Annotated in this window: 13 protein-coding genes; 6 read left to right on the forward strand and 7 right to left on the reverse strand. The window is 70.2% G+C overall.

Features of this window, described 5'->3' with window-relative positions:
* Positions 1-77 precede the first annotated feature (77 nt).
* Positions 78-2,351: an ATP-binding protein gene (locus tag NR792_RS27585; protein ID WP_375755681.1), complete on the forward strand. Its 2,274-nt coding sequence runs from the start codon at positions 78-80 to the stop codon at positions 2,349-2,351.
* A gap of 25 nt (positions 2,352-2,376) precedes the next feature.
* On the opposite strand, the gene NR792_RS27590 is transcribed toward NR792_RS27585, so the two are convergent.
* Complete coding sequence (locus tag NR792_RS27590) at positions 2,377-3,276, reverse strand: MBL fold metallo-hydrolase (protein WP_375755682.1); 900 nt, start codon at positions 3,274-3,276, stop codon at positions 2,377-2,379.
* A 177-nt stretch (positions 3,277-3,453) separates the two neighbouring features.
* Positions 3,454-3,897, reverse strand: coding sequence for a cupin domain-containing protein (locus NR792_RS27595; RefSeq protein ID WP_375755683.1), 444 nt, complete (start codon positions 3,895-3,897; stop codon positions 3,454-3,456).
* 382 nt (positions 3,898-4,279) lie between these two features.
* On the opposite strand from NR792_RS27595, the gene NR792_RS27600 reads away from it, so the two are divergent.
* Positions 4,280-6,838: a hypothetical protein gene (locus NR792_RS27600; protein ID WP_375755684.1), complete on the forward strand. Its 2,559-nt coding sequence runs from the start codon at positions 4,280-4,282 to the stop codon at positions 6,836-6,838.
* 100 nt (positions 6,839-6,938) lie between these two features.
* Here NR792_RS27600 and NR792_RS27605 read toward each other — a convergent pair whose 3' ends face one another.
* Positions 6,939-7,421, reverse strand: coding sequence for a hypothetical protein (locus tag NR792_RS27605; protein WP_375755685.1), 483 nt, complete (start codon positions 7,419-7,421; stop codon positions 6,939-6,941).
* A gap of 155 nt (positions 7,422-7,576) precedes the next feature.
* Here NR792_RS27605 and NR792_RS27610 point away from each other — a divergent pair, with 155 nt between their 5' ends.
* Positions 7,577-8,653 carry a hypothetical protein gene (locus NR792_RS27610; RefSeq protein WP_375755686.1) on the forward strand — a complete coding sequence of 359 codons (1,077 nt, stop codon included), beginning with the start codon at positions 7,577-7,579 and terminating at the stop codon, positions 8,651-8,653.
* Between the two features lie 91 nt (positions 8,654-8,744).
* Here the strand turns inward: NR792_RS27610 and NR792_RS27615 are convergent, their stop codons facing one another.
* A complete protein-coding gene (locus NR792_RS27615) occupies positions 8,745-10,196 on the reverse strand; it encodes a metallophosphoesterase (protein WP_375755687.1) in 1,452 nt (483 codons plus the stop codon).
* Positions 10,197-10,304: 108 nt separating this feature from the next.
* Here NR792_RS27615 and NR792_RS27620 point away from each other — a divergent pair, with 108 nt between their 5' ends.
* Complete coding sequence (locus tag NR792_RS27620) at positions 10,305-11,663, forward strand: restriction endonuclease fold toxin 5 domain-containing protein (RefSeq protein WP_375755688.1); 1,359 nt, start codon at positions 10,305-10,307, stop codon at positions 11,661-11,663.
* 14 nt (positions 11,664-11,677) lie between these two features.
* Positions 11,678-12,400, forward strand: coding sequence for an immunity 52 family protein (locus NR792_RS27625; RefSeq protein ID WP_375755689.1), 723 nt, complete (start codon positions 11,678-11,680; stop codon positions 12,398-12,400).
* 6 nt (positions 12,401-12,406) lie between these two features.
* On the opposite strand, the gene NR792_RS27630 is transcribed toward NR792_RS27625, so the two are convergent.
* The 3 genes from NR792_RS27630 to NR792_RS27640 all read right to left on the reverse strand — a co-directional run bounded on the left by NR792_RS27630 (position 12,407) and on the right by NR792_RS27640 (position 15,198).
* Positions 12,407-12,802, reverse strand: coding sequence for a VOC family protein (locus NR792_RS27630; protein ID WP_375755690.1), 396 nt, complete (start codon positions 12,800-12,802; stop codon positions 12,407-12,409).
* A 30-nt stretch (positions 12,803-12,832) separates the two neighbouring features.
* Complete coding sequence (locus NR792_RS27635) at positions 12,833-13,765, reverse strand: TIGR02266 family protein (protein ID WP_375755691.1); 933 nt, start codon at positions 13,763-13,765, stop codon at positions 12,833-12,835.
* A gap of 74 nt (positions 13,766-13,839) precedes the next feature.
* Positions 13,840-15,198, reverse strand: coding sequence for an RtcB family protein (locus NR792_RS27640; protein ID WP_375755692.1), 1,359 nt, complete (start codon positions 15,196-15,198; stop codon positions 13,840-13,842).
* Positions 15,199-15,434: 236 nt separating this feature from the next.
* Between NR792_RS27640 and NR792_RS27645 the strand changes: the two genes are divergently transcribed.
* Positions 15,435-15,716 (forward strand): hypothetical protein, encoded by a 282-nt coding sequence (locus tag NR792_RS27645; RefSeq protein WP_375755693.1) that lies wholly within the window; start codon positions 15,435-15,437, stop codon positions 15,714-15,716.
* Positions 15,717-15,767: the final 51 nt, after the last annotated feature.

Genomic DNA, 15,767 nt, shown 5'->3' on the forward strand with positions numbered 1-15,767 from the left:
GGTGGCGGGGGGCCCCCACCGTGAACGGACGCGGGAGCGCGAACGGACACGCACGTCCGGCGGGGGAAGGGACACCCATGGCAGGTCCCAGGCGCCTGGCACAGGAGGACGGGTGGGGGCTCGGGGCGAGCCTCGTGGTGGCGCTCGTCCTGCTGGCCGTGGCCGTGGGCGCGCTCCTGACGACGCGCGCCTCCGTGCAGTCGCGGGTGATGGAGCGCTCCCTGGACCTGCAGGAGGTGGGGCAGCTGGGGCGGGCCTTCAGCGACAAGGTGTCCCTGGCCAACAGCGCGTTGCTGGCGGGCGGACAGTCGCTCGTCGAGGACACGGCGCGGTCCCGGAAACGCTTCCTGGACACCGCGGACCGGCTGCGCGCGCGGCTGGACTCCCCGGAGGACCAGGCACTGATGGAAGAGGTGCGCGACGCCGAGCAGGTGCACGACACCGCCCTGCGCGCCCTCCTGGACACCCCCTCGCCGCGGGAACAGCAGCTGGCGCGCGAGCGGCTCACCCGGGCCCATGGGCGGGTGCGCGAGGCGCAGGCCCGGCTGGAGCGCAAGGTGCTGGCGCGGCTGGCGCGGGAGAACCATTCGGCGTTGCTGGCGGACCGGTGGGAGACGGGGCTGCTGCTCCTGGCGTCCCTGCTGGGGCTGGGGCTGGCGTCGGCGCTGGCGTGGGTGCTCCACCGCCGGCTGAACCCGCTCAGGCGCGAGGCGGCGGCCAGCGCGCACCGCTTCCAGGCGCTGGTGGAGGGCGTGCGCGACTACGCCCTGGTGCTGCTGGACGCGCGCGGACGGGTGGCCAGCTGGAACCCGGGCGCGGAGCGCATCAAGGGCTGGAGCGAGGCGGAGATATTGGGCCGCCCCTCCTCCGTCTTCTACACGTCCGACGAGGTCGCGACGGGCATGCCGGAGCGGGAGCTGTCCCGGGCCCTCCGGGAGGGACGGCTGCGCACGGAGGGGTGGCGCCAGCGCAAGGACTGCTCGCGCTTCTGGGCGGAGGTGTCCATCACCGCGCTGCGCGACGAGGACGGCAAGCCCCAGGGCTTCTCCGTGGTGACGCGAGACATCACCGAGCAGCGGCGCAACGAGCGGGTGCAGGAGCTGCTCGCGGAGGCGGGCCGCGTCTTCCACCAGTCCCTGGACCCCGACCTGACGGCGGCGGAGGTGGCGCGGCTGCTGGTGCCGGAGGTGGCGGACGGCTGCATCCTCTACCTGCTCACGCCCGCGGGCGAGCTGCGGCCCCGCGCGGTGACGCACGTGCAGCCCGAGCGCGAGGCGAGCCTGTGGGAGTCCCTGCGGCGGTTTCCGCCCCGCGCGGGCATGCCCCCGGTGGTCTGGGAGGTGATGCGCACCGGGCGCTCGCGGATGGACGTGGAGGTGGAGGCGCAGGACGTGGCGGCCTCCGCGGAGACCGAAGAGCACCGGGTGCTCATCGAGCGCGTCGCCATCGGTTCATCCCTGGTGGTGCCCCTGCGCGCGGGCAACGAGACGCTGGGCGCCTTCGTGCTGCTGACGGCCCGGGGCCACCGCCGCTTCACGCAGGCGGACCAGGTGCTGGTGGAGGAGCTGGCCGGCCGCGCGGCGCTGGCCCTGGTGAACGCGCGGCTCCTGCGCGAGGCGCGCGAGGCGGTGGACCTCATCGCCGTCACCGCGCACGACCTGGGCAATCCCTTGCATGCGCTGCAATTGCTGCTCAGCAAGGTGCAGCGCGCGCAGGGCGCCGGCCGTCACGAGGACGTGCGGCAGGGATTGGTGGCGGCGCGCGGACAGGCGCAGCGGCTGGGCCAGCTGCTCCACAACCTGCTGGACCTGTCGCGGCTGTCCTCCGGCAAGCGCGTGCTGGACGCGGCGCCCGTGGACCTGGGGGAGCTGGCGCGCGAGGTGGTGGAGCGCTTCGCGGAAGCCGCCGCGCAGGCGGGCTGCGACCTCAAGCTGGAGGTGGAGCCCGGGCAGGTGGGGCAGTGGGACCGCATCCGCCTGGACCGGGTGGTGACGAACCTGCTGTCCAACGCGCTGAAGTTCGGCCGGGGCCACCCGGTCACGGTGTCCGTGTCCGCGCTGGACGTGGAGCACACGCGGCTGCGCGTGCGCGACGAGGGCGTGGGCATCGCGCCGGAGGCCCAGCGCCGCGTCTTCGAGCGCTTCGAGCGGGAGCGCGCCCGGAAGGCGGAGGCGGAGGCCGGCTACGGGCTGGGGCTCTACATCGCCCGCCAGCTCGTGGAGGCGCACGGCGGCGTCATCCGCCTGGAGAGCATGCCGGGGCGGGGCGCCACCTTCACGGTGGACCTGCCGCGCATGCCCCGGCCGGTGGAGGAGACGTCCAGGGCGGAGGCCCCTCCGCTCCAGCAGTGAGGTCTTCCTTTGCGCCGGGGGCCCGCTAGAGGTGCAGCGACGGCACGGGGGCGACGAGGCCGGGCTGGATGGGGAAGTCCGGGGGCAGCTTCTCGCGCTCCTCCAGCCGCTCGAACTCCAGCGAGTCGTGCGCGCAGAACACCTTCACCTGGTCTCCGTGGCGCTGCACCAGCTCGCGCAGCCGGCGCAGGTTGTACCAGCGCATCCACCCGTCCTTCTGCATCAGCTTCTGGTAGGCGCGCAGGCCGGCGGTGCAGCGGTAGCGGTCCAGGTCCATCTCCCCGTGGTAGAAGTACGCGTCGCCCGCGTGCAGCAGCCACCCGTCCCCGGTGTCGATGGCCACGCCCGCGTGTCCCAGCGTGTGGCCCACGAGCGGCACCAGCAGGATTTCCGGCGGCAGCCCGGTGAGCTCGCGCACGCAGTCGAAGCCGAACCAGCCCTCGCCCCGGTTGGGGACGTAGGTCTCCCAGCGCGTCTCCTTCGACCACTGCATGGGGCGGAAGCGCGCGCGGTCCAGCCAGGACTTCTGCGCGGTGGCCACGCGGTACTCGTCCGCCAGCACGTGCACGCGCGCGTGCGGGAAGTCGTCCAGGCCGCCCGCGTGGTCGAAGTCCAGGTGCGTGAGGACGATGTCGCGCACGTCGCTGGCCTGGAAGCCCATCCGCTCCAGCTGGCGGATGGCGGTGGCCTCCTCCGCCAGGGCGGGGCGGCAGAGCACGTCGCGGAACAGGCCGTTGAGCCGCACGCGGGGCGCGTACACGTCATTGAGGCCGAAGCCGGTGTCCACCAGCACCAGGCCGCGCGGCGTCTCCAACACCAGACAGTGGCAGGTGAGCGCCGCCGGGCCGGTGAAGCCGCGCCGCCCATCCATGAGCCGCCGGCCAGGCGGGCACATCGTGGTGCAGTTCAGGTGGTGGATGCGCATGGCGGCTCCCGCTCCTCGTGAAGGGGGCGGCCGTCCGGCGCTGGCGGGTGCGACCGCCGCGGGAAGCCGCCCTTTCCGTTCGTTCAGGGCAAAAGTGCGCCGTGCGCCCCCTGGGAGGAATCACCACACCCGGGGCGGGGCAGGGGCTCGCCCGCCTGGGGGGCGCTGGAATGGCCCTCAGGGAGCGGGAGACTGCCCGGCTGCTTCACCGTCGAGCGGCGGGGCCGACATCAGCACCAGCGCCTCGCCAGGCGCCACGGAGCGGTGCTCCACGCCCCGGGGGACGATGAGCAGCTCACCCTCCTCCAGGTCCACGGTGCGCTCGCGCAGCTCCACGCGCAGGACGCCCCGGGTGACGAGGAACAGGACGTCCCCGGTGGCGTGCCGGCACCAGGGGCCGGTGCCCGTCAGCCGCACCAGGTGCATGGGCTGACCGTGGAGGGTGCCCACGGGCCGGGCAATGCCAGGCGCCGGCAGGTCGGTGGAGGCGTGGGCCAGGTTCACCTTCTCCACCAGGGGAAGGGACGCGGGGGCCGGTGGATTGGCCGGCGGCCGGCGGCGCGAATCCCAACGGGGGGGACGGCCGCCAGCGAGGGGTGGGGTCCGGAGGATGGTGCTCATGCGACAGGGACTCCTTCAGGGGGGACGCGGTCCCACCCCCTCATGGGTTGTCTTGCTTTCTGCCAGGGTCCGGGCCTGTGTTTCACCCCCTGCCGCGAGGGCCGGTCCGGTATCCGACGGAAAAGCGCCAGTAAGATAGGGTTTGTCCCTTCCAGATGCCTGCCACGCCGGAAAGAAATGGCATCCGGCCGGTGCACGCCGGGTGGCTGGCCCCGCGGAAACCCGGAGCGGGCCCGGTCCTGGTGCCCGGATGTCCACTGCCGGAGGCCCCACCGTGTGGTGAAGAACGGGCGGCCCCGGGGGACGACGCCGTCCGGAGCCGCGCTCCCTAGCGTCCCCTCCGCCGCGCGTCCCCACGCGGGGCTTCCGGGGGACGCCTTCCATGCGCCACATCGTTCCGGTCCGTGCGGCACGGGCCCTGTCGCCGTTCGCGCTCCTGCTCGCGGCGGTGGCCGGCGTCACTCCAGCCCACGCGGACGGCCCACCCACGCGCGAGGAATACTTCCGCTACGTGCCGCTGGCGTACCCGCGCATCGTGAGACAGACGGAGGCGAGCGCGGCCCTGTCGCTCTACGGTGATTCGAACGACCCGGCCTACCGGGACACGTCACCGCGCGACGGCGTGGACGACACCCGCCACCGGCTCCTCCAATCCCTGGCGGTCCGCTTCGCGCCGTTCCTGGTGAAGAACACCTACACCTTTCCCTCCGACCACAAGGTGTTCCGCGACCAGCCTGGGGGGCTGTTGCTCAACCTGGACACCTGGGACCTGGCGAAGGCGGGCGCGGTGTTGATGCGACACGACTCCATCAACTTCTCCACGCTGGGCAGACCGTGCCCGGAGGACGGCGCGCCCGCGGCCACGCTGCATACGGAGGCCGCCGGCCGGGACGCGCGCGACGACTGCCGGCTGGTGGGCCTCCTGCGCGAGTTCCACCCGGACCACCCCACCATTCCCCGGCTGCGTCAGGACGCGGTGGACGCGGAGCAGGCGCCCTTCACGGTGATGTATTTCGACTTCCCCGGCTACGACCCGAAGACGTGGATGGCCGCCTACAAGGGCGCGGTGGACCGCGAGCCCGCGCGCCGCTACCTGGGCACGGAGAAGGTGTACGCGCACCCGTTCATCCACGCGGTGAAGGGCACGCAGCGGACGGCGCCCGGCTACGAGCTGCTCATCCAGTACTGGTTCTTCTATCCCTTCAACGCCGGCGGCAACAACCACGAGGGGGACTGGGAACACATCGCGGTGGCCCTCTCCCCGCGCTCGGCGGTGGGGCGCGTGCTGACGGAAGGCGAGATGCGCCGCATCCTCCAGGGGGACTGGCTCGCGGACGGCGCGGATCCGCTGGTGATGAAGCGCATCGAGTACTTCTTCCACGACAACAGCATGGTGTTCGACTTCGCCCGTCCCAATGCCTACCTGCCCCGCGAGCAATGGCAGGCACAGCTGGACGCCCGGGGCGAGGACCGGCCCGGGGAGAAGAAGCTCATCGCGAGCATGCGCCGCTACGTCTGGGCGGACGAGGCGGAGACGGTCATCAACACGCACCCCATCGGCTACATTGGCGCGGACTCCAAGGGATTGGAGCAGCTGCTGGCCTCACCCGGGCCGCACGCGCGCGAGTCGCACGCCACATACCCCCTGCCCGGCGTCTTCAAGAACATCGGCCCCGCGGGCTCCACGGAGGCGGTGCGGCAGGACTTCGACCACCAGCAGTACCTCACCCACCCGGACAAGCCGCTGCCGGACAACGTGGTGCGCTACGACATGGCGTCGCGCATCGACCTGGTGCCGGACTGGGAGCGCGTCTACGACCTGGCGATGGTGGACGGGCAGGTGCGCCGGGAATGGTCCTGGCTCATCCTGCCCCTGCGCTGGGGCTTCCCCACGGCGAAGTCGCCGCTGTCAGGGCTGGTGGCGCACTCGGACATGGGCAACCTGTCCATCGTGGGGCCGGCCTTCAACGCGGGCTGGAACCGCCCGGCGCCCAACGCGGGGTTCGCGCTGTACACGCCCAGCCAGCTGCCGTGGTTCTTCCCGTTGGACGTCCAGGACGACTTCTCCAACAACCTGGGCTTCCTCAACGCGCCGGTGGCGCTGCTCATCAGCCTGCCGCCCTTCGACTTCCTCTACCGGGTGGTGGGGCTGCCGGTGCGCGCGGTGGTGGAGAACCACCAGCCCGTCTACACGCCGCAGGAGCGGCTGCCGCGCCGCCGCTTCACGGTGGAGGCGGGCGTGGGCGTGCAATTGCTCGACGACGACTTCACGGGGCTGCTGCTCAACGACCGGCAGCTGGGGGAGTGGTACGGGCAGCTCACCGCGTTGGAGCCGGCCATTGCCGGCGGCATCAACGACCCGGACCTCGTGCGGCCGGTGGTGCGCCCCGCGGCGTCGGTGATGCTCAAGGTGAGCTTCTACCTGGGGGACAGGTTCACGTCGGAGAACACGCTGTTCCATTCGCGCAGCACGCTGGGGCTGGACGTGCCGCTGTCGGAGCAGATGAGCGTCTTCCAGCTGCGCACGAAGCTCGACATGTGGGAGTACGCGGGGAGCCTCCGCTACAACTTCCTGCGCGGCGGCTTCCAGCCCTACGCGAAGGTGGGCTACGGGCTGACGTGGTACCGGCTGGAGGACGGCCGCATCAACGGACAGCGGATGGCGACCCCGGACTCGTACTGGGTGCGCCGGCCCGGCTTCTTCCGCAACCTGTGGCCCAACACGCTGCACCTGGGCGCGGGGGCGGACCTCGTCCTGGTGAAGGACTTCATCCCGGGGCTGCACGGCGTGGATGGGGGCCTGCGCGCGGGCTACATCCTGTCGCGCCACGAATTGGGCGTGAAGGACCTGGCTGGCGAGAACGGCCTGCAGGGCATCGTCATCGAGCCGGTGCACGTGTATCGCAACACCTTCGAGCTGCTGGGCACGCTGAGCTTCTGACGGCCCTTTTCGTCCCAGGGCGGAGCGCGAGGAGAGGCCCGGACGCCGCGAGGAAACACGGCGCCCGGATCGCATCGATGTATCGGGTGGAAGCCGTCGCCTACAGACAGTCACCCAGGCCGGCGTAGAGCGTGGTGCTCGTGCCGGGCAGCGTGGCGTAGAGGGGCGACGGGCCGGAGAGCGCCGTCAGCAGCTGGGCCATCGTGGTGCCGCTGGCCAGCGGGCTCTGGCAGGTCCAGGTCTGCGTCTGCACGGTGATGGCGCCCGTGGAGGAATCGAGCTCCTCGTTGCTCGCGGCGAACACCCAGACGCACTGCCCGATGACGCCCGTCTTGCTGTTCACGGAACACTGGAAGCGCAGCGACTGGATGTTGCTGTAGTCGCCCTCGCAGAACGTGTCCCCACAGATGTCGTCGAAGTTCTCCTTCAGGTTCGAGCGCAGCTCCAGCCACGCCGGATACTCCGGCCGGGAAGACAGATACGACGTGGCGTCGATGTAACTGGACCGCGTCTGCGCCAATCCCAGCGGGGCGGACAGCGACAACCCCAGCGTCGACAACACCAGCCACGAACGGGTGTTCATCACGGAGGACCTTCCTGGAAAGGACCGCCCCACGGGCGAGACGGTCACCCGAAGGCCATACGGGTTTGACAAGAATTTCAAGCAAACCATCGTTCACAAAGAATTCACGGTGATGTCTGATGACCGCCTTCCCCTTGAGGAAAGGCCGGTTCCCCATGCGTTCACCGCTGCGCCGTCTTCCCCCTGTCCTGAAGTTCACGGCCGTCACCACGGCCCTGACGTGGCTCTCCGCCTGCGGTGGGGGCGTGCTGGATGAAGAGGAGGAACTGTTCGCGCAGGGCCGGCAGGCGCTGTTGGACGGCGTGGGTTCGTCCGCGGCGCGGGCGGCGCTCACGAAGCGCTGGGCGCCCATCCACTACCAGGACGTGGACGTCACGGGCTCGCACTCGCTCAGCGGCAGGTCGGACTTCCTCACCCGCGTGGACTTCGACGGGGACTGGAGCGGGACGAACAACTGGGACAACACCGGCTCGCGGGCGCTCACCGCGCACGCGTACCAGTCCGTGGTGGAGACCTCCACGCACTGGTACCTGCTCTACACGTTCTTCCACCCGCGCGACTGGTCCGACTCCATCTTCGACACCGAGCACGAGAACGACGGCGAGGGCGTGCTGCTCATCGTGAAGCGCGACGGCAGCGAGTACGGCGCGCTCGTCGGCGCGGTGACGGTGGCCCACAAGGACTTCTTCGCGTTCGTGCCGTCCGGCAGCCCGCTGTCATCCGGGTCGGAGACCCTCGACGGGACGCTGTCCATGGCCTCTTTCGAAGGGCAGCTGCACCCCATCACCGCGCAGGAGGCCAAGGGCCACGGCCTCAAGGCGTGGCCGTACTACGACATCAACGGGGACGGCGTGAAGTACTACCCGTCGCTCACGCTGGCGGAGCAGCCGTCGTCCGCCACGGACGCGGACGTGCGCTACAAGCTGCTGGACATCTTCAGCCCCACGGACGGGCTCTGGACGCGCCGAGACCTCACCACGCTGTTCGTCTCCGACGGCACCTTCCGGGGCGACACCGGCGGCGGCTGCGGGCTGGCGGCGGGCAACTGCGGCACCAACTCCGCGAACGCGCCCTGGGGCTGGGACGACCAGAACGACGGCCCCATCCTGCGCGGCGAGATCGCCAAGGACCCCGCGAAGCTGGCTGCGTACTACTTCAGCCCGTCGTCGCAGTTCTCCACGACGTACACGTTCAATCCCTTCCAGAACATCGGCAATCCCAACCAGCCCTGAGCCCCAGGCCTCCACGGGGCCAGGGCCCGCATGACAGAGCCCGCTCCCTCGAAGAGAGAGCGGGCTCCCGTGTTTCATCCGTGGCGTGCGTTCAGCGCACCCAGTTCACGTTGCTGTACGCCTTCACGCCGTCCGCGCGCTCGGTGTTCGTGAGCGGAGCGTAGACGCGCGTGCTGATGGTGTTGGCGGCGGTGTCCACCTCCACGAGCCGCGTCGGGTTGGTGGTCCCGTCGTGGAACGTGTTGAGCATCTGGTAGATGGTGTTGCCATTCACGCCGGTGTCGGTGCGGTAGGCGGCGTTGCCCACGTGGCCGGAGAAGACGAAGCGCACGTTGGCGTACTGCTTGATGAGGTTGTCGAACACGTACTGGGGGCTGTTGTTGCCGTAGCCACCGTTGGACTGCTCGATGCCGCCGCTGCCGTTCAGGTGCGAGTGGGTGATGATGATGACGTTGTGCTTGGGGTACTGGGCCAGCACGGTCTTCGCCCAGTTCACGGCGTTCGTGCGGGCCCACAGCTCCAGGTTCAGCACCAGCCAGTTCAGGCCGCCCGCGCTGAAGGTGTGGTAGGCGTTGTCGCACTTGCCGGACTCGAACACGCCGCCCAGGGCCTTGAAGCGGGACAGCGGGAAGTAGGTGTTGAAGGTGGTGGTGTTGCGCAGGTTGGCGTTGACGTTGCCGGGGCACGCGCTGCCGCCCTGGCACACGGCCGCCGTGTCGTGGTTGCCCAGCGCGATGGCGTAGGGAATCTGGGCGTTGTCCAGCACCTGGTACGAGTCACTGGCGCGCTGGTAGTGGAGGTGGTCGGGGGTGTCCCAGTCCATCAGGTCGCCGGTGTGCAGCACGAAGCGGATGTCCTGGGCCGTCCGGTTGTCGGCGATCCACTGCATGCGGTGGGTGAGCCGAGTGGGGTAGTAGACGGCCTCCAGCTGCGTGTCGGGGATGACGACGAAGGTGAACTTCGTGTCCACGGTGGTGGGCGCGGCGTAGAACTTGATGCCCTCGTTGGTCCAGCCCGCGGCGGTGAGCGCGTCGCGCTCCGCCTGGGTGACGGCGTGGCGGTGCTTCCTCAGGCCCGGGTTGTCGAAGCGGTAGACGGGCACGAGGCACGCGTCCGCCGTCTTGGAGGCATAGAAGCCCACGCCCTCGTCGGTGGTGAAGCCGGAGGCGATGAGGTTCGAGCGCTCGGTGGCGTCGATGGTGACGATGTGTTCACCCCGGCTGGGGCTGTAGAGCCGGTAGACGGGGGACAGGCCGGTGCCCGAGGAACTCGCGGCCTTGAAGGGCGTGCCGCGGTCGTCGGTATACCCGTAGGTCGTGGCCGCGTTGGCGGCCTCGGTCGCGTTGAGGGTGAGGAGGCTGTCGCCCGAGGACGGACGGACGCGGTGATACACAGGCCTGCTGAGCGCGGCGCAGTCCAGCGCCGCCGTGGTGCTGCCCACGTCCTGCGCGGGCACCTGCCGCGATTCAAGCGCCTCGCCAGGGCCGCAGGCGGACAGCACGCCCGTCAGGGCCAGGGACGCGATGAGAGAAAAACGCTTCAAGGTGACTCTCCCGGTGAAGTCTAGGTGTTCATGTTAAAATTGGATTGCTTGGAGACGAATAGCATTGGTGGGGTGGTCGGAGAAGACGCCTGACGAGGAGTGTCGCGGATGAACGTGCGCAAGGCCGGTGTGTGGGGGCTGCTGGCCGTGCTGCTCACGGGCTGCGCCGGTGGGCCCACGGTGCGGTTGCGCACGGAGCGGGGGACGCGGACGTATGCCCCGGTGACGTGGGACCAGCGGGTGCCGGTCAGCGCGCGGGAGTTCGAGGACGTGTTGGCGCGGCTGGTGTTGGACGCGCCGCTGACGCTGCGGTCACCGAGGGTGGTGCGTGCGGTGGCGAGGAAGGGCGCGGAGCTGGACCGGGGACTCGGGTTCATGCTGCGGGATCGGTACGGCCGGTGGTGCCGTGCGCATGAGGCTCCGGGGGATTGTCTGTCCCTGCTGGAGGACGGCGCGGGCTTTGGTCAGATGGACCGGCTGACGCTCGCGGTGGGCATGTCGCTGGACCCACTGCGCGCGAGTATTGGTGAAGCGCTGGAGGACACGCTGAACCCGGCGTTCTTCGTGTCCGTGGTGTCGGGAGCGATTGCGTCCTGGGTGGCGCTGGCGGCGGTGCCGGAGCCCGTGTTCACCAAGGGCGCGGCGGTGATTGCCGCCGTGTTCCTGGCGTACGTGGGGGTGCAGTCGTTCCTCACGGTGGTGCGGGCGTGTGCTGCGCTGAAGGCCGCGACGGACCGGGCGACGACGTTCCAGGAGTTGGAGGAGGCGGCGGAAGTCTTCGCTCAGGCCCTGGGTCCGGAAGTGGCGCGCATCTTCGTGCTCGCGGTGACGGCGCTGGTGAGTCACGGCGTGACGGTGGGACTGTCATCCGCGCTCACGTTGATGCCGGGCTTCCCGGACGCGGTGCGCTTGGGCACGGCGCAGGTGGGCTTCAACCCGGCGGCCGTGCTGGACGTGAGCGCGGTGGCGGTGGTGGGCGGAGTGGTGGAGGTGACGCTCGCGTCCACGGCGGTGGCCATGGCCGTGAAGGGTCCGCCTCTTCCGAGCAACAGCGGAGGGCTGCCGCCGCCAGGAGGCCCAGGCAAATGGGTGCAGGTGAAGGAGTCCATGTCCCCGCGTGCCCGCGAGTACCAGGCGCAGGTGACGGGAGCACCGGAAGGCTCCGCGTACCGGCTTCAGGAGGGGGACACGGTGGTGGACTTCGACGGCTACGACCTCGTGAATGACGTGCTGCTGGAGGCCAAGGGCCCCGGCTACGCGAAGTTCATCAAGGACAACATGAGCATGAAGGAGTTCTTCAAGGGCTTCGGAAAGATGCTGGATCAGGCGAGACGCCAGGAAGCCATGGCCCAGGGAAGGCGCATCCGCTGGATTGTCGCGGAGGAGCGCTTTGCCATTCTTCTCAAACAGGCCTTCGTGGATACAGAGCTAGGGATAGAAGTCGTCCACATCGCCCCCCTTCCGTGAGGAGTCCTGGAACCATGTCCGAGACGTACTACGCAGGCTGCTATTGGCTGGCGCGACCAGAGCCGGTCGAGGCCTGCGCTCAGCGTCTTGCATCTTTCATCCAACAACTGAGCCCGTTGGAGCCCACGTGGAACCGGTGGCATCAAGCGGCGGCCAACTTCGAGAAGGCCCGGAAGCGTCAGGTCCAGCCGGACGCGGCAACGTTCGAAAAGCTCATGAAGAGCAAGGCCCATCGGTTCATGGACAGCTCCAGCTTCTGGCTCTGGGCGGGTGAGAACGAAGAGGAAACCTCGGGCTTTCACGGCAACTGCGGGAGTGCTTCCATCCATGCAAGCTCCGTCTGTGTCCTCAACGCGCTCAGCACGGGCCAGGTCGCGGAGCGCGTGCTTACCGCTCCGGTCCTCACCGGAGTCGTACGCGCCATGGCCCTCGCGTGGGAACCCGAGGCCGGCATCGCGACCTCCCACGCGCATCGGGAGCAGATCACGGCCGGTCGGTTTCCCGAGGCCGGATCCTTCGTCGGCTGGGTCATGTACTTCGCCGACTTCCGCGGCACCGTCCCGCCGCTCCCGGCGCCCGTCCAGGTGGAACACCTGGAGAACCGGGGCACGCTCATCACCCTCACGCCGGAGAAGTTCACCGTCTCCAACCCGGCCCACGTCGCCCTGGCCGCGGACGTCCAGGCGCGCCTCCAGGACGCGGGGCTGCTCAGGCCCCTGCGCCCCTGGGGCACCTGAAGCCGCTCACGGCGCGCCGTGGTGGACCGCCTCCACGTTGTTGCCGTCCGGGTCCAACACGAACGCGCCGTAGTAGCCCGCGTGGTAGTGCGGCCGCTTCCCGGGCGCGCCGTTGTCCTTGCCGCCCGCCTTCAGCGCGGCCTGGTGGAAGCCGTCCACCGCCTCCGGCCCGCTCGCCGTGAAGGCCACGTGCCGGGGCGACACGGGCGTCTTCGTCTCGATGAGCCACAGCACCGGACGCTGGGGCGGACCGAAGGCCGCCATGCGCCGCGTGGGGAACTCCGCGTCCCAGGTGGCGGTCATCTCCATCACGAGACCCGCGCCCAGCGCGGGCAGGACCGCTTCGTAGAAGGCCTTCGTGGCGGCGAAGTCGGTCGCGTAGAAGCTCAGGTGGTCGATCATGCCCCGGCTTCTAGCAGAGCCCCGCGCCGCTCAGTCCGGGTAGAACATCGGGTCGCGCGTGGCCACGAACGACGAGATGGCGTGAGCCACCTCCGGCGGCAGCGTGGTGAACTGCACGCCCACGCCCGGCATCAGGTCCGGCGTGCGGTCGTTGCCGTCACGCGCCCAGCGCACCACGCCGTTCACCGTCAGCGGCCGGCCTCCCGGCAGCGTGAAGTCCAGCTCCACCGCCGTGCCGCGCGGCACCGCCTCCACCGTGGCGATGAAGATGCCGCCCTCGCTGATGTCCATGGAGAAGCCGGTGAAGAAGTTGGAGTCGCTGCGCGTGTCGATGGTCGTGTGCATCCGCACCCGGCCCGCCTTGCGCCCGTCGCTCTTCGCCGGGGTGGCGGCCACGGGCGCCCGGGCCGGCAGCCGCTCCGCGCGCGTCGGCGTCTCCGTGGACACCTTCGCCCCGGCCGGCTTCAGCCCCGGGGGCGGGACGACCTTCTGGGTCTCCGCTTCCGCCGCGCGGCGGGCCTGCGCCTCGGCCTCCGCGCGGGCCTTCGCGGCGGCCTCCACGCGCTTCAGGTCGGACTCGGCGGACGACAGCGCCTTCTCCACCCGGGCGGCGTCCTCCTGCTGCACGCGCAGCGCGGACTGGAGGTCCAGCCCGGCCTGCCGGCGCGTGTCCAGCGCGGCCTCGCGCGCGTCCAGGGCCTTCTCACGCAGCCGCGCGAGCTCCGGGGACGGCTCGGGGGACTCGGTGTCCTCCAGGCGCATGGCCCACTGGGACAGGCGCGAGTCCCCGGCATGCTCCGGCCGGGCCAGGGCCTGCCGCACGTGGACAAGCCGTTCGGCCAACGCGGCCGCGTCGGCGGTGGCGCGGGCCACCTGTTCAGCGAGCTGTGCTTCCAGCCGGGCCATGTCGGCTTCGGCGCGCGCCAGCTCGGCTTCCCGGGAGGGGGTGGGGGACGGGGGCATGCGTGGGGCTCCAGGCGGACGCCCACTCTAGCGCCGCCCGGGCTCCCCCACGAGCCCCCTCCTGGGTTCCACCCTCAGTCCGCGCCCTTGATGCAGGCCACCGGCTTGAGGCGGTGGGCCACCCGGGCGAGTCCGGCCTGCTCCACCGTCTCCAGCACGTCGTCCAGGTTCTTGTAGCAGGGCCCGGACTCGTCCAGCGGCGTGGTGCGGGTGTTGAGCAGGATGCCGGCCTCCGCCATGCGCCGGTCCGTCTCCTCCTGCTGGAGCTGCCGGCGCGCGGCGGCCCGTGACAGCCGCCGGCCGGAGCCGTGGTTCACCGAGTAGATGGACTTCTCCGCCCCCGGTTCCGCGAAGAGGATGGCGCTGCCCGTCTCCATGGAGCCGGGGATGAGGATGGGGTGCCCGGTGGCCTCCCACGTCGTCCCCTTGAGGGCCGGGTGGCCGGCGGGGAAGGCCCGCGTGGCGCCCTTGCGCGCGACGAACCTGCCGCCCTCCCGCTGGATGAGGTTGTGGCTGATCTCGTAGTAGATGCTCGCGGTCCCGCCGAACACGTCCTCGAGCGCCCCGCACACGGCCTCGCCGATGAGCAGCCGGTTCGCCACGGCGAAGTTGGCCGCCATGTTGTGCAGGTTCCAGTAGTCGCGGCCCAGGGCGCTGTCCGCGTCCAGCCAGACGAAGTCCTCGCTGCGGCTCCTGAGGCCCAGCTGCGCGGCGCCCTCCACGAAGAAGTGCTTGGCGATGTTCCAGCCGAAGCCGCGGCTGCCGGTGTGGAGCATCACCCAGACGCGGCCCTGCTCATCCACCTGCATCTCGGTGAAGTGGTTGCCGCCGCCCAGGCTGCCCAGCTGCCCGCGCTTGTCGTAGGCGCGCCCCGGGATGTCCACGCCGGTGTCCTCCACCGGAATGAAGTCGCGCTCGGTCACGGAGCGGCCGCGGCCCAGGGCCTTGGCGCCGTGGCGGAGCACCTCCTTGAGGGTGGAGTCGTTGACCTTGCGCTGCTTGCGCGCACGGGTGGCGCCCACGCCCACGGCGATGCGTTCGGTCACCTCGTTGATCCACTGGCGGCGCTTCGCGGGGTCGGCCACGTCCTCCACGGTGAGGGAGGTCTGGAGCTGAACCATGCCGCAGCCGATGTCGTAGCCGGCGGCGGTGGGCAGCAGGGTTCCGTCCGTCTCCACGACGGTGCCGATGGGGACGCCATAGCCCACGTGACAGTCGGGCGTGACGGCGACGCGGGTGACGCCCGGGAAGGTGGCGGCGTTGACGACCTGATCGAAGACGGCGTCTTCCAGCGCGGGGGCTTCCGGATTGCCCTCCTCCCCCCAGAGGAGCTTGTCGGAGAGGAACAGGTCCGCGTGCACGCGCATCGTCTTGGTGCGCGGCAGGACGTAGTGGCCCTCGGAGACCTTTTCCAGGTGTTGCTTCCAGCTCATGGTGAATCCCCCAGGTGAGTGAACCCGCGGCAGGGACGAAGCCCTCCCTCATCCCTGACGGTGCCGCTTTCCGGACACACGATTGGCTGCCTGCCTGGCGTGCGTCGAGGGGGAAATCCCGTGCGGTGGACGCAAGGAACGGCCGGGAGTGCACGGATCGGCATTCAGACAAGCCTGGGGGTTGCGGCATCCGATCGGCATTCCCATTTCTCCAGCGTGCATCAAGGGGGTGGGCGATGGGGTTTTTGACGGGGATGGTGCTGGCGATGTCGTTGCAGGCGGGGCCGGTGGAGGTGACCGCGGCTCCGGTTTTCAATCCGTCGCTGTGCGCCAAGAAGCGCGTGGATCCATGCGGGTGCCATCACGTGTACGGCATCCGGCACTGCCACCAGAACCGCAAGAGCAATCACTGCGAGGCGCAGGTCCGCGCGTATGAGCCGGACGTGGAGCAGGAGACCGCGGAGGCGGCGAATCCGCTCCAGAGCCTCATCGATCCGAAGAAGTCCGTGTCGATGTAGGGCGGGGCGGTTCCTGAGCGTGGCGGGAATTCCGGGCGTCCTTCCCAGGGT

The organism is Corallococcus exercitus (assembly GCF_042231735.1).
GTDB lineage: Bacteria > Myxococcota > Myxococcia > Myxococcales > Myxococcaceae > Corallococcus > Corallococcus exercitus_B.

Bases quoted from the DNA above. Each gene is read 5' to 3' on its own strand.
- NR792_RS27585 (WP_375755681.1), top strand. From the start codon at position 78: ATGGCAGGTCCCAGGCGCCTGGCACAGGAGGACGGGTGGGGGCTCGGG.
- NR792_RS27590 (WP_375755682.1), bottom strand. From the start codon at position 3,276: ATGCGCATCCACCACCTGAACTGCACCACGATGTGCCCGCCTGGCCGG.
- NR792_RS27595 (WP_375755683.1), bottom strand. From the start codon at position 3,897: ATGAGCACCATCCTCCGGACCCCACCCCTCGCTGGCGGCCGTCCCCCC.
- NR792_RS27600 (WP_375755684.1), top strand. From the start codon at position 4,280: ATGCGCCACATCGTTCCGGTCCGTGCGGCACGGGCCCTGTCGCCGTTC.
- NR792_RS27605 (WP_375755685.1), bottom strand. From the start codon at position 7,421: ATGAACACCCGTTCGTGGCTGGTGTTGTCGACGCTGGGGTTGTCGCTG.
- NR792_RS27610 (WP_375755686.1), top strand. From the start codon at position 7,577: ATGCGTTCACCGCTGCGCCGTCTTCCCCCTGTCCTGAAGTTCACGGCC.
- NR792_RS27620 (WP_375755688.1), top strand. From the start codon at position 10,305: ATGAACGTGCGCAAGGCCGGTGTGTGGGGGCTGCTGGCCGTGCTGCTC.
- NR792_RS27625 (WP_375755689.1), top strand. From the start codon at position 11,678: ATGTCCGAGACGTACTACGCAGGCTGCTATTGGCTGGCGCGACCAGAG.
- NR792_RS27630 (WP_375755690.1), bottom strand. From the start codon at position 12,802: ATGATCGACCACCTGAGCTTCTACGCGACCGACTTCGCCGCCACGAAG.
- NR792_RS27635 (WP_375755691.1), bottom strand. From the start codon at position 13,765: ATGCCCCCGTCCCCCACCCCCTCCCGGGAAGCCGAGCTGGCGCGCGCC.
- NR792_RS27640 (WP_375755692.1), bottom strand. From the start codon at position 15,198: ATGAGCTGGAAGCAACACCTGGAAAAGGTCTCCGAGGGCCACTACGTC.
- NR792_RS27645 (WP_375755693.1), top strand. From the start codon at position 15,435: ATGGGGTTTTTGACGGGGATGGTGCTGGCGATGTCGTTGCAGGCGGGG.